The 13245-nt window shown below is 70.2% G+C and carries 10 protein-coding genes; all 10 read right to left on the reverse strand.

Annotated features, from left to right (window positions below):
* Window positions 1–117: 117 nt before the first annotated feature.
* From nuoN to nuoE, 10 genes are read right to left on the reverse strand one after another with little or no spacing between them, the layout of a single operon-like run.
* Window positions 118–1770 (reverse strand): NADH-quinone oxidoreductase subunit NuoN, encoded by a 1653-nt coding sequence (nuoN, locus tag CFW40_RS15400; protein ID WP_088798449.1) that lies wholly within the window; start codon window positions 1768–1770, stop codon window positions 118–120.
* On the reverse strand, window positions 1767–3452 hold the full coding sequence (locus CFW40_RS15405) for an NADH-quinone oxidoreductase subunit M (protein WP_088798450.1): 1686 nt from the start codon (window positions 3450–3452) through the stop codon (window positions 1767–1769). Before CFW40_RS15405 ends, nuoN begins: the two co-directional genes overlap by 4 nt.
* Before the next feature lie 3 nt (window positions 3453–3455).
* Window positions 3456–5339, reverse strand: a complete 1884-nt coding sequence (gene nuoL, locus CFW40_RS15410; protein ID WP_088798451.1) for an NADH-quinone oxidoreductase subunit L — start codon at window positions 5337–5339, stop codon at window positions 3456–3458.
* Window positions 5340–5352: 13 nt separating this feature from the next.
* On the reverse strand, window positions 5353–5652 hold the full coding sequence (gene nuoK, locus CFW40_RS15415; protein ID WP_018090964.1) for an NADH-quinone oxidoreductase subunit NuoK: 300 nt from the start codon (window positions 5650–5652) through the stop codon (window positions 5353–5355).
* Complete coding sequence (locus CFW40_RS15420; RefSeq protein ID WP_088798452.1) at window positions 5649–6518, reverse strand: NADH-quinone oxidoreductase subunit J; 870 nt, start codon at window positions 6516–6518, stop codon at window positions 5649–5651. The genes nuoK and CFW40_RS15420 overlap by 4 nt, the downstream gene beginning before the upstream one ends.
* Window positions 6515–7105 (reverse strand): NADH-quinone oxidoreductase subunit NuoI, encoded by a 591-nt coding sequence (gene nuoI / locus CFW40_RS15425; protein ID WP_256331459.1) that lies wholly within the window; start codon window positions 7103–7105, stop codon window positions 6515–6517. Before nuoI ends, CFW40_RS15420 begins: the two co-directional genes overlap by 4 nt.
* Window positions 7098–8483: an NADH-quinone oxidoreductase subunit NuoH gene (gene nuoH, locus CFW40_RS15430; protein WP_088798454.1), complete on the reverse strand. Its 1386-nt coding sequence runs from the start codon at window positions 8481–8483 to the stop codon at window positions 7098–7100. The genes nuoI and nuoH overlap by 8 nt, the downstream gene beginning before the upstream one ends.
* The gene (locus CFW40_RS15435) at window positions 8480–10987 is read right to left on the reverse strand and encodes an NADH-quinone oxidoreductase subunit G (protein ID WP_088798455.1); all 2508 of its coding nucleotides are present in this window, start codon (window positions 10985–10987) and stop codon (window positions 8480–8482) included. Before CFW40_RS15435 ends, nuoH begins: the two co-directional genes overlap by 4 nt.
* Window positions 10984–12366 (reverse strand): NADH-quinone oxidoreductase subunit NuoF, encoded by a 1383-nt coding sequence (nuoF, locus tag CFW40_RS15440; RefSeq protein ID WP_088798456.1) that lies wholly within the window; start codon window positions 12364–12366, stop codon window positions 10984–10986. The genes CFW40_RS15435 and nuoF overlap by 4 nt, the downstream gene beginning before the upstream one ends.
* Window positions 12366–13223: an NADH-quinone oxidoreductase subunit NuoE gene (gene nuoE / locus CFW40_RS15445; RefSeq protein ID WP_088802134.1), complete on the reverse strand. Its 858-nt coding sequence runs from the start codon at window positions 13221–13223 to the stop codon at window positions 12366–12368. Before nuoE ends, nuoF begins: the two co-directional genes overlap by 1 nt.
* Between the last annotated feature and the right edge of the window lie 22 nt (window positions 13224–13245).

Below are 13245 nucleotides of genomic sequence, written 5' to 3' on the forward strand. Positions count from 1 at the left end.
CCGCCCGCCGGACCCGTCCCTCGCACGACGGACCGCGCGCCGTACGACGGACGGCCGCCGCCCGGAACCCCCCGAGGGCTCCGGGCGGCGGCCGCTGTCGTGGCGCGCCGCCGGATCTCAGCGCACGAAGACCCCGGCCTGGCCGGCCAGGTCGAGGAAGTACTGCGGCGCCAGGCCGAGCACCAGCGTGGCCGTGACGCCGACGGCGATGGCCGTGGTCGTCAGCGGGCTGGGGACCGCGACGGTCGGGCCGTCCGCCTTGGGCTCGTTGAAGAACATCAGCACGATCACGCGGATGTAGAAGAACGCCGCGATGGCCGACGAGATCACACCGACGACCACCAGCCAGCCCGCGCCGCTCTGCGCCGCCGCCTTGAACACCGCGAACTTCCCGGCGAAACCGGAGGTCAGCGGGATACCGGCGAAGGCCAGCAGGAAGACCGCGAAGACCGCGGCCACCAGCGGCGAACGCCGGCCGAGCCCGGCCCACTTGGACAGCGCGGTGGCCTCGCCCCCCGCGTCCCGCACCAGGGTGACCACGGCGAAGGCGCCGAGCGTCACGAAGGAGTAGGCGCCGAGGTAGAAGAGCACCGAGGAGATGCCGTCCTTGCTGGTGGCGATGACACCGGCGAGGATGAAGCCGGCGTGGGCGATGGAGGAGTAGGCCAGCAGCCGCTTGATGTCGGTCTGGGTGATGGCGACGATCGCCCCGCCCAGCATGGTGAGGATCGCGACGCCCCACATCACCGGCTGCCAGTCCCAGCGCAGGCCCGGCAGGGCGACGTACAGCAGCCGCAGCAGCGCACCGAACGCGGCGACCTTGGTGGCGGCCGCCATGAAACCGGTGACCGGGGTCGGGGCGCCCTGGTAGACGTCCGGGGTCCACATGTGGAAGGGGACCGCGCCGACCTTGAACAGCAGCCCCATCAGCACCAGCGCCGCACCGATCAGCAGCAGCGCGTCATTGCCCATCGTGCCGGCCAGCGCCGGATCGATCTGCTTGGCGCCGTCCGAGACCACCTCGGCGATCCCGGCGTAGGTGACCGTGCCCGCATAGCCGTACAGCAGGGCCACGCCGAACAGCAGGAAGGCCGAGGAGAAGGCGCCGAGGAGGAAGTACTTCACCGCGGACTCCTGTGACAACAGCCGCTGGCGGCGGGCCAGCGCGCACAGGATGTACAGCGGGAGGGAGAAGACCTCCAGCGCGATGAAGAGCGTCAGCAGGTCGTTGGCCGCCGGGAAGACCAGCATCCCGCCGACCGCGAAGAGCAGGATCGGGAAGACCTCGGTGGTGGTGAACCCGGCCTTCACCGCGGCCTGTTCGGCAGCGCCGCCGGGGACGGCCGCGGCCTGGGCGGCGAAGGAGTCCACATGCCTTCCGTGCGCCGCCGGATCGAGCCGCCGCTCGGCGAAGGTGAAGACCGCGATCAGGGACACCAGCAGGATCGTGCCCTGCAGGAACAGCGCCGGGCCGTCGACGGCGAGGGCGCCCATGGCCGCGAGGTGCGCCTTGGACGAGCCGAAGCCGCCGGCCGCCAGGCCGATCACCGCGGCGAATGCGGCGGCCAGCGCCACCACGGTCAGCAGAAGTTGGGAGAAGTAGCGGTGACGGCGCGGCACGAACCCCTCGATGAGGATGCCGGCCACCGCCGCGCCGAGGACGATCAGCGTCGGCGACAGCTGGGCGTACTCGATGTGCGGCGCCGGGATCTTGCCCGGCGCACCGGACGCCGCTGTCCACAGGCTGTGGACACTTGCCACGGAACTCACTTCGCGGCCTCCACGTCTTGAGGGCGCACGGTATGGCCGGCCCGGTCTCCACCGGGCACGGCGTCCACCCGCACAGGGGGCTTGGGGTCCTTCTTGTCCACGACGGACAGGGTGTGGCCGACCGCCGGATTGACGAGGTCGGTGAGCGGCTTGGGGTACACCCCGAGGAAGAGCAGCAGCGCGATCAGCGGCGCCACCACCACCAGCTCCCGCACCCGCAGGTCCGGCATGCTCCGTACGTCCTCCTTCACCGGCCCGGTCATCGTCCGCTGGTAGAGGACGAGGACGTACAGCGCGGCGAGGACGATGCCGAGGGTGGCGATGATGCCGATCACCGGATAGCGGCTGAACGTGCCGACCAGGACCAGGAATTCGCTGACGAACGGGGCCAGGCCGGGCAGTGACAGGGTGGCCAGGCCGCCGATGAGGAAGGTGCCGGCGAGGACCGGGGCGACCTTCTGGACGCCGCCGAAGTCCGCGATCAGCCGCGAGCCGCGGCGGCCGATCAGGAAGCCGGCCACCAGCATCAGCGCGGCGGTCGAGATGCCGTGGTTGACCATGTAGAGCGTCGCGCCGCTCTGGCCCTGGGACGTCATCGCGAAGATGCCCATGATGATGAACCCGAAGTGGGAGATCGAGGCGTAGGCGATCAGCCGCTTGATGTCCCGCTGGGCGACCGCCAGCAGCGCGCCGTACAGCACGCTGATCAGCGCGAGGACGAGGATGACCGGGGTGGCCCAGCTGCTGGCCCCGGGGAAGAGCTGGAGGCAGAAACGGAGCATCGCGAAGGTGCCGACCTTGTCGACGACCGCGGTGATCAGCACCGCGACCGGCGAGGTCGACTCGCCCATGGCACCGGGCAGCCAGGTGTGCAGCGGCCACAGCGGCGCCTTCACCGCGAAGGCGAAGAAGAAGCCGAGGAAGAGCAGCCGTTCGGTGCCGGCTCCGATGTCCAGCTTGCCGGCCGCCCGCGCCTCGACGATCTGCTGCAGCGAGAACGTGCCGGTGCCGAGCTGGTCGGCGGTGACGGCGTACAGCCCGATCACCGCGGCCAGCATGATCAGTCCGCCGGCGAGGTTGTAGAGCAGGAACTTCACCGCGGCCGACGACCGCCGGCCGGCGTCCCGTTCCTCGCCGTCCCCGCCCGCCCGGTCCCCGAAGCCGCCGATGAGGAAGTACATCGGGATCAGCATGGCTTCGAAGAAGAGGTAGAAGAGGAAGACGTCGGTGGCCTCGAAGGAGAGGACCACCATCGCCTCGACGGCCAGGATCAGCGCGAAGAAGCCCTGGGTGGGCCGCCAGCTGTAGCGGTGGGGCGTGCCCGTGGCGGAGCCACCGTCGGACGCTGTCTCCAGGGGGTCGGCGTCATGCCAGCCGGCCAGGATGACGAACGGGATCAGCAGGGTGGTCAGCGCGATCAGGGCGACCGCGATGCCGTCCACACCGAGTTCGTAGCGGACGCCGAAGTCGCTGATCCAGGCGTGCGATTCGGTGAGCTGGAAGGGGCCCTTGGCACCGGGATCGAAGCGGAACGCGACCACCAGCGCCAGCGCGAAGGTGGCCAGCGAGAACAGCAGCGCGAGCCATTTGGCCGCGGTGCGCTTGGCGGCGGGCAGCGCGGCGGTGGCGATCGCACCGGCCGCCGGCACCACGGCCACCGCCGTCAGCAGGGGAAACGACATGGCTCAGACACCCCTCATCAGCAGGGTCGCGGCGACGAGAACGGCGGCCCCGCCCAGCATCTGGACCGCGTACGAACGGACGAATCCGGTCTGCAACCGGCGCAGCAGGCCGGAGAGTCCGCCCATCGAGGCCGCCGTGCCGTTGACCGCACCGTCCACGAGGGAGCGGTCGAACTGGACGAGTGTGCCGGTGAGCTCTTCCCCACCGCGCACGAACACGACGTGGTTGAAGTCGTCCTGGAGCAGATCGCGGCGCGCCGCCCGGGTCAGCAGCGAGCCGCGCGGGGCGAGCGCCGGAACGGGCTTGCGGCCGTACATCAGCCAGGCGATGCCGACACCGATGAGCAGCACCACGATCGTCGAGGCGGTGACGGTGGTCGCGCTGACCGGGGAGTGGCCGTGCGCGAACGAGGTGACCGGCTCCAGCCACTTCACAAAGGCCTCGTTGACGCTGAACAGCCCGCCCGCGAAGACCGATCCGAGGGCCAGCACGATCATCGGGACCGTCATGACCTTCGGTGACTCGTGCGGATGCACCTCGTCGGGGTTCCAGCGCTTCTCGCCGAAGAACGTCATCAGCATCACCCGGGTCATGTAGAACGCGGTGATCGCCGCGCCCAGCAGGGCCGCGCCGCCGAGGATCCAGCCCTCGGTGCCGCCCTTGGCGAACGCCGCCTCGATGATCTTGTCTTTGGAGAAGAAGCCGGACAGCCCGGGGAAGCCGATGATCGCCAGATAGCCGAGGCCGAAGGTGACGAAGGTGACCGGCAGGTAGGTGCGCAGGCCGCCGTAACGGCGCATGTCCACCTCGTCGTTCATGCCGTGCATCACGGAGCCGGCGCCGAGGAAGAGACCCGCCTTGAAGAAACCGTGGGTGACCAGGTGCATGATCGCGAAGGCGTAGCCGATCGGGCCGAGGCCGGCGGCCAGGATCATGTAGCCGATCTGCGACATCGTCGAGCCGGCCAGCGCCTTCTTGATGTCGTCCTTGGCGCAACCGACGATCGCACCGAAGAGGAGGGTGACCGCACCGACCACGACGACCGCCAGCTGGGCGGTCGGCGCGGCGTTGAAGATCGCCCCGGAGCGGGTGATCAGATACACCCCGGCGGTGACCATGGTGGCGGCGTGGATCAGGGCCGAGACCGGGGTCGGGCCCTCCATCGCGTCACCGAGCCAGGACTGCAGCGGCACCTGCGCCGACTTGCCGCAGGCGGCCAGCAGCAGCATCAGCCCGAGGGCGGTCAGCTTGCCCTCGGACGTGTCACCGGTGGCGGCGAGCACTGGGCCGAAGGCGAAGGTCCCGAACGTCGTGAACATCAGCATGATCGCGATGGACAGGCCCATGTCGCCGACCCGGTTGACCAGGAACGCCTTCTTGGCGGCGGTGGCCGCGCTCGGCTTGTGCTGCCAGAAGCCGATCAGGAGGTACGAGGCGAGGCCGACGCCCTCCCAGCCGACGTACAGCAGGAGGTAGTTGTCGGCGAGGACGAGCAGCAGCATCGCCGCGAGGAAGAGGTTGAGGTAGCCGAAGAAGCGGCGGCGCCGCTCGTCGTGCTCCATATAGCCGATCGAGTAGATGTGGATCAGCGATCCGACACCGGTGATCAGCAGGACGAAGGTCATCGACAGCTGGTCGAGCTGGAAGGCGATATCGGCCCGGAAGCCGCCGACCGGAATCCAGGTGAACAGGTGCTGGTGCAGGGCCCGGTCCTCGGCGGCCTTGCCGAGCATGTCGGCGAAGAGCACCACCCCGAGGGCGAACGACGCCACCGAGAACAGCGTGCCGATGAGGTGGCCGGTGCGGTCCAGCCGGGTGCCGCCGCACAGCAGCAGGGCCGCACCGACCAGCGGTGCCGCGACAAGCAGCGCGATCAAGTTCTCCACTTTGTGCGACCCCTTACAGCTTCATCAGGCTGGCGTCGTCGACCGAGGCCGTATGACGGGTGCGGAAGATCGACACGATGATCGCCAGGCCGACCACGACCTCGGCCGCGGCGACGACCATCGTGAAGAAGGCGATGATCTGGCCGTCCAGATTCCCGTGCATCCGCGAGAAGGTGACGAAGGCGAGATTGCAGGCGTTGAGCATCAGCTCGATGCACATGAACACCACGATGGCGTTCCGCCTGATCAGCACCCCGGCCGCACCGATGGTGAACAACAGGGCGGCGAGATAGAGGTAGTAGACCGGGTTCATTTCTTGGCCCCCTCCTTGTGCTCCTTCGGCGCCACGCCACCGGACGACGAGGACCGGGGCTCCTCGGAACCCCGGCCCAGCCAGTTCTCGGAGCGCTCCTCCAGCGCCTTCAGCTCGGCGAGCGATTCACCGGAGACGTCGCGGATCTGGCCGCGCTCCCGCAGCGTCGGGCTGACGCTCAGCTCGGACGTGGTGCCGTCGGGCAGCAGGCCCGGGATGTCGACGGCGTTGTGCCGGGCGTAGACGCCGGGGGCGGGCAGCGGCGGCACTTGCTTGCCCTCGCGGACCCGCGCCACGGACTGCTCGCGTTGCGTCCTGGCGCGCTCGGTGCGCTCCCGGTGGGTGAGCACCATCGCGCCGACGGCCGCCGTGATCAGCAGCGCGCCGGTGATTTCGAAGGCGAAGACGTACTTGGTGAAGATGAGCGCGGCCAGGCCCTGCACATTGCCGCCGGCGTTGGCCTCGCCCAGGCCGTCGAACTCCTTGAGCGAGGCGTTGCCGATCCCGGCGATCAGCAGGATGCCGAAGCCGATGCCCAGTCCGGCGGCGAGCCAGCGCTGCCCCTTCAGCGTCTCCTTGAGGGAGTCCGCTGCGGTGACACCGACCAGCATCACGACGAACAGGAACAGCATCATGATCGCGCCCGTATAGACGACGATCTGGACGACGCCCAGGAAGTACGCGCCGTTGGCGAGGTAGAAGACCGCCAGGACGAGCATGGTCCCGGCGAGCGAGAGGGCGCTGTGCACGGCGCGCTTCATCAGGATCGTGCACAGCGCGCCGCTGACGGCGACGATGCCCAGGATCCAGAACTGCACGGCCTCTCCGGTGGAGGTCATGGAGGCCGCGGCGGCGAGTGCGGTCATGCGTTCGCCTCCTTCTCCCGGGTGTTCCCGTCGGCCTTCTCACCCTTGGAGACCGCGACCTGACGGACGGTCCCCGGAGCGGCCTCGGTCACCAGGCCCTGGTAGTAGTCCTTCTCCGTCATGCCGGGGTAGATCGCGTGCGGCGAGTCGACCATCGTCTCCGACAGGCCCGCCAGTAGCTCCTCCTTGGTGTAGATGAGCGATTCGCGGGACCGGTCGGCGAGTTCGTACTCGTTGGTCATGGTCAGCGCGCGGGTCGGACAGGCCTCCACGCACAGGCCGCACAGGATGCAGCGCAGGTAGTTGATCTGGTAGACGCGGCCGTAGCGCTCGCCCGGGGAGTAGCGCTCCTCGGCGGTGTTGTCCGCGCCCTCGACGTAGATCGCGTCCGCCGGGCAGGCCCAGGCGCACAGCTCGCAGCCGATGCACTTCTCCAGCCCGTCGGGGTGGCGGTTGAGCTGGTGGCGGCCGTGGAAACGCGGCGCCGTCGGCTTCTTCTCCTCCGGGTACTGCTCGGTCAGCCGCTTCTTGAACATGGCCTTGAAGGTCACGCCGAAGCCGGCCACGGGGTTCTGGAACTCAGGCACCGTCGCCCCCCTTTCCGTCGTTTCCATTTTCGTCACTGACAGTGTCCACCCGGCCACTGACAATCAGCTCGCGCTCGCGGCGCGGCCGGCGTCGCGGCACCGGTGGCAGGCTCTGTCCGGGCAGCGGCGGCACGGGGAAGCCGCCGGCCATCGGGTCGAAGGCCCCGTCGCCGTCCGTCTCTTCCTTCTCGGCGCGCCGGAAGAAGTCCACGAGGAGGGAGATCAGCAGCAGCAGGACGGCGCCGCCGGCGACATAGAGCACGATCTGCGAGAAGTTGTAGCCCTCGTTCTTCAGCGCCCGGACGGTGGCGACCAGCATCAGCCAGACCAGCGAGACCGGGATGAGGACCTTCCAGCCCAGCTTCATGAACTGGTCGTAGCGGACCCGGGGAAGAGTGCCGCGCAGCCAGATGAAGAAGAACAGCAGCAGCTGCACCTTGATCGTGAACCAGAGCAGCGGCCACCAGCCGTGGTTCGCGCCCGCCCAGAACGTGGAGATCGGCCAGGGAGCCTTCCAGCCGCCCAGGAAGAGCGTGATCGCGACCGCCGAGACGGTGACCATGTTGATGTACTCGGCGAGCATGAACATCGCGAACTTGATGGACGAGTACTCGGTGTTGAAGCCGCCGACGAGGTCGCCCTCGGACTCCGGCATGTCGAAGGGCGCCCGGTTGGTCTCGCCCACCATCGCGACGATGTAGATGATGAAGGACACCGGCAGCAGCAGGACGTACCACCTGTTCTGCTGCGACTCCACGATGGTCGACGTCGACATCGACCCGGAGTAGAGGAACACCGCCGCGAACGACATCCCCATCGCGATCTCGTACGAGATCATCTGCGCGCACGAGCGCAGCCCGCCGAGCAGCGGGTAGGTCGAGCCGGACGACCAGCCGGCCAGGACGATGCCGTAGATGCCGACCGAGGCCGTGGCCAGGATGTAGAGGATGCCGATCGGCAGGTCGGTGAGCTGCATCGGGGTGCGGACGCCGAAGATGGAGATCTCGTTGCCGGCCGGGCCGAAGGGGATCACCGCGATCGCCATGAAGGCCGGGATGGCCGCCACGATGGGCGCGAGGACGTAGACCACCTTGTCGGCCCGCTTGACGACCAGGTCCTCCTTCAGCATCAGCTTGATGCCGTCGGCGAGGGACTGCAGCATCCCCCAGGGGCCGTGCCGGTTGGGGCCGATGCGCAGCTGCATCCAGGCGACGACCTTGCGTTCCCAGACGATCGAGAACAGCACCGTCAGCATCAGGAACGCGAAGCAGAAGACCGCCTTGATGACGACCAGCCACCACGGGTCGCGGCCGAACATCGACAGGTCTTCCTGCGCCAGCGCACCACCGGTGGCGGCGAGTTGACCGAGCTGCATCATGCGTTCACCTCCTCGGCCGGCTCCGGGGTGCCCGGGACGGCGGAGATCTTCACCAGGTCACCGGGTTGCGCCCCGGTGTCGGCGGCGACGCCTCCGCCCGTCGAGTTGAGCGGCAGCCACACCACCCGGTCGGGCATCGGCGTGACGTGGAGCGGCAGGTGGACCGCGCCGGCCGGTCCGGTCACCGCCAGCAGGTCACCGTCCTTGACGCCGGTCTCCTGCGCGGTGATCTGCGACAGCCGGGCAACGGCGGCGTGCCGGGTGCCGGCCAGCGCCTCGTCGCCCTCCTGGAGCAGTCCCTGGTCCAGCAGGAGCCGGTGTCCGGCGAGGACCGCCTCGCCGGGCTCGGGGCGGGGCAGCGGGCGTCCGCTCTCCCGGGGCTCGTCCGCGCGGGGGCCGTCCCAGCCGCCGAGCCGGTCCAGTTCGCGGCGCGCCGCGCGGAGGTCGGGCAGCGCCAGATGGACGTCGAGGGCGTCGGCGAGCATGTGCAGCACCCGGGCATCCGACAGCAGATGCCGGCGGGTCATCTGGTCCGGTTTGAGGGCGGCCTCGAACAGCCGCGCCCGGCCTTCCCAGTTGAGGAAGGTGCCGGCCTTCTCGACCACGGCCGCCACCGGGAGGACCACATCCGCCCGGTCGGTGACCTGCGAGGGCCGCAGCTCCAGGCTGACCAGGAAGCCGACCTCGTCCAGGGCGGTCAGCGCACAGGCCGGGTCCGGCAGGTCGGCGACCTCGACGCCCGCCACCAGCAGGGCGCCGAGCTCGCCGGTCGCCGCGGCCTCGATGATCTGGCCGGTGTCCCGGCCGTGCCGGTGCGGCAGCGCGGCCACGCCCCAGACGGCCGCGACCTCGTCACGGGCCCGCGGGTCGGTGGCCGGCCGGCCACCGGGCAGCAGACCGGGCAGGGCGCCGGCCTCGACGGCGCCGCGTTCGCCCGCCCGCCGGGGGATCCACACCAGCTGGGCGCCGGTGGCCAGGGCGGCGCGGACGGCGGAGGTCAGGGCGCCGGGGACGCCCGCCAGCCGTTCGCCGACGATGATCACCGCGCCGTCGGCCCGCAGCGCCTCGGCCGCCGCCTGCCCCGCGCCGTCCAGACCGACGCCGCCCGCGAGCGCGTCCAGCCATTCGGTCTCGGTGCCGGGCGCGGCCGGCAGCAGCGTGCCGCCCGCCTTGATCAGCCCGCGGGAGGCGTAACCGGCCAGCCCGAAGGTGCGCTGGCCGCTCCTTCGGTGCGCCTTGCGCAGCCGCAGGAAGACGCCGGGCGCCTCCTCCTCGGCCTCGATACCGGCCAGCAGGACGGCCGGCGCCTGCTCCAGGGCGGTGTACGTGACGCCGCCACCGTCCAGGTCCCGGCCACGCCCGGCGACCCGGGACGCCAGGAACTCGGCCTCCTCCGCGCTGTGCACCCGCGCCCGGAAGTCGATGTCGTTGGTGTCCAGCGCGATCCGGGCGAACTTGGCGTAGGCGTAGGCGTCCTCCACCGTCAGCCGGCCGCCGGTCAGCACGCCGGTGCGGCCCTTGGCGGCGGACAGCCCGCGGGCCGCCGCCTCCAGGGCCTCGGGCCAGCTCACCGGCTCCAGCTCACCGGACTCCGGGTTGCGTACGAGGGGCTGCTCCAGCCGGTCGCGCTGCTGCGCGTAGCGGAAGGCGAACCGCCCCTTGTCGCAGATCCACTCCTCGTTGACCTCGGGATCGTTCGCCGCCAGCCGCCGCATGACCTTGCCGCGCCGGTGGTCCGTACGCGTCGCGCAGCCGCCCGCGCAGTGCTCGCACACCGACGGCGAGGAGACCAGGTCGAACGGGCGGGAGCGGAAGCGGTACGCGGCGGAGGTGAGCGCGCCGACCGGGCAGATCTGGATGGTGTTGCCGGAGAAGTACGACTGGAAGGGGTCGCCCTCCCCGGTGCCGACCTGCTGGAGGGCGCCGCGCTCGACCAGCTCGATCATCGGGTCGCCGGCGATCTGGTTGCTGAAGCGGGTGCAGCGCGCGCACAGCACGCACCGCTCGCGGTCCAGCAGCACCTGGGTGGAGATCGGCACCGGCTTGGCGAAGGTGCGCTTCTTGCCCTCGAAGCGCGACTCCGGGTCACCGACCTGCATCGCCTGGTTCTGCAGCGGGCATTCGCCGCCCTTGTCGCAGACCGGGCAGTCCAGCGGGTGGTTGATCAGCAGCAGCTCCATCACGCCGCGCTGGGCCTTCTCGGCCACCGGCGAGGTGAGCTGTGACTTGACGACCATGCCGTCGGTGCAGGTGATGGTGCAGGAGGCCATCGGCTTGCGCTGGCCCTCGACCTCGACGATGCACTGCCGGCAGGCGCCCGCCGGGTCCAGCAGCGGGTGGTCGCAGAACCGCGGGATCTCGATGCCGAGGAGTTCGGCGGCGCGGATGACCAGCGTCCCCTTGGGGACGGAGATCTCGATGCCGTCGATCGTCAGGGTGACGAGGTCTTCCGGCGGGATCGCCGCCTCGCCGCCTCCCGAGGGAGCACTTGTGGTGACGGTCATGCGTTCACCCCCAGGTGAGCGTCGTTGTCGGCCCACAGGGTCGACTTGGCCGGGTCGAAGGGGCAGCCCTTGCCGGTGATGTGCTGCTCGTACTCCTCGCGGAAGTACTGCAGCGAGGAGAAGATCGGCGAGGCGGCGCCGTCGCCGAGGGCGCAGAAGGACTTGCCGTTGATGTTGTCGGCGATGTCGGCGATCTTGTCGAGGTCGTCCGTCCGGCCCTTGCCGGCCTCGATGTCGCGCAGCAACTGCACCAGCCAGTAGGTCCCTTCGCGGCAGGGCGTGCACTTGCCGCAGGACTCGTGTGCGTAGAACTCGGTCCAGCGGGTGACCGCCCGCACCACACAGGTGGTCTCGTCGAAGCACTGCAGCGCCTTGGTGCCGAGCATCGAGCCGGCCGCGCCGACGCCCTCGTAGTCCAGGGGGACATCGAGGTGTTGATCGGTGAACATCGGCGTCGAGGAGCCGCCCGGCGTCCAGAACTTCAGCCGGTGGCCGCGGCGCATGCCGCCGCTCATGTCCAGCAGCTGGCGCAGGGTGACGCCCAACGGGGCCTCGTACTGGCCAGGGCGCGCGACATGGCCGCTGAGCGAGTAGAGCGTGAAACCGGGGGACTTCTCGCTGCCCATGGACCGGAACCAGTCCTTGCCCCGGTTCATGATCGCGGGAACCGAGGCGATGGACTCGACGTTGTTCACCACGGTGGGGCAGGCGTACAGGCCCGCCACCGCGGGGAAGGGGGGACGCAGCCGGGGCTGTCCGCGACGGCCCTCCAGCGAGTCCAGCAGCGCGGTCTCCTCACCGCAGATGTAGGCGCCGGCGCCCGCGTGCACGATCACGTCCAGGTCGAGGCCCGAGCCGAGGATGTTCCTGCCGAGGAAGCCCGCCGCATAGGCCTCGCGCACCGCTTCGTGCAGCCGCCGCAGGACGGGCACGACCTCGCCGCGCAGGTAGATGAAGGCATGGTTCGAGCGGATCGCATGGCAGGCGATCACGATCCCCTCGATGAGGGAGTGCGGGTTCGCGAAGAGGAGCGGGATGTCCTTGCAGGTCCCGGGCTCCGACTCGTCGGCGTTGACGACGAGGTAGTGCGGTTTGCCGTCGCCCTGCGGGATGAACTGCCACTTCATCCCGGTCGGGAAGCCGGCGCCGCCGCGGCCGCGCAGTCCGGAGTCCTTGATGTACGCGATGACGTCATCCGGGGGCATCGCGAGCGCCTTGCGCAGGCCTTCGTAGCCCTCGTGCCGGCGGTAGGTCTCCAGCGTCCAGGGCTGGGGCTGGTCCCAGAAGGCGGACAGGACGGGCGTCAGAAGCTTCTCGGGGTTGGTCTCCCCGCCGGCCTCCGGCCGGGAGGCGCCCCCGTGTGCGGCAGCCACGGTCATCACTCCCCCTCCTCTGCTGCGGGTCCGGCAGGGTGCTGGTCGTCGGACGCCGACGTTTGCTGCGGCGCGTCATGGGAGCTGGGGTGCCCCGCGGGCGGCTCCTCGGCGGGGTGGCCGGACGGGGGTTCGCCGCCGGTCGCGTCGGTGGTCTCGGCGGTGCGCGGCGCGATGACATGGTCGGTACCGCGGCCGGGGACGGCCTCGCCCTTGGCGAGCCGCAGCCCGATCAGCGAGGCGGGGCCCGCTCCGCCGGTGGCCTCGACGGCGCCCGGCCGCTCGTCCGGGAAGCCGGCGAGCATCCGGGCGGTGTCCTTGAAGGTGCACAGCGGCGCGCCGCGGGTGGGCGCAACGCTCCGGCCGGCCCGCAGGTCGTCGACCAGCTGCCGGGCGGACTGCGGGGTCTGGTTGTCGAAGAACTCCCAGTTGACCATCACGACCGGGGCGAAGTCGCAGGCCGCGTTGCACTCGATGTGTTCGAGGGTGACGGCGCCGTCCTCGGTGGTCTCGCCGTTGCCGACGGCCAGGTACTCCTTCAGGTCCTCGAAGATGGCGTCGCCGCCCATCACCGCACACAGCGTGTTGGTGCAGACCCCGACCTGGTAGTCACCGCCCGCCTTGCGGCGGTACATGGAGTAGAAGGTCGAGACCGCGGTGACCTCGGCGGTGGTGAGGTCGAGCATCTCGGCGCAGAAGCGGATCCCGGTGCGGGTGACATGCCCTTCCTCGGCCTGGACGAGGTGCAGCAGCGGCAGCAGCGCCGAGCGCGCGCCGGGGTAGCGGGCGATCACCTCCTTGGCGTCCGCCTCCAGCCGGGCCCGTACGTCCACCGGGTAGTCGGGGGCGGGGAGTGCGGGCATCCCCAGCTGCACGTCATGGTTT

The organism is Streptomyces sp. 2114.4, from assembly GCF_900187385.1.
GTDB lineage: Bacteria > Actinomycetota > Actinomycetes > Streptomycetales > Streptomycetaceae > Streptomyces > Streptomyces mooreae.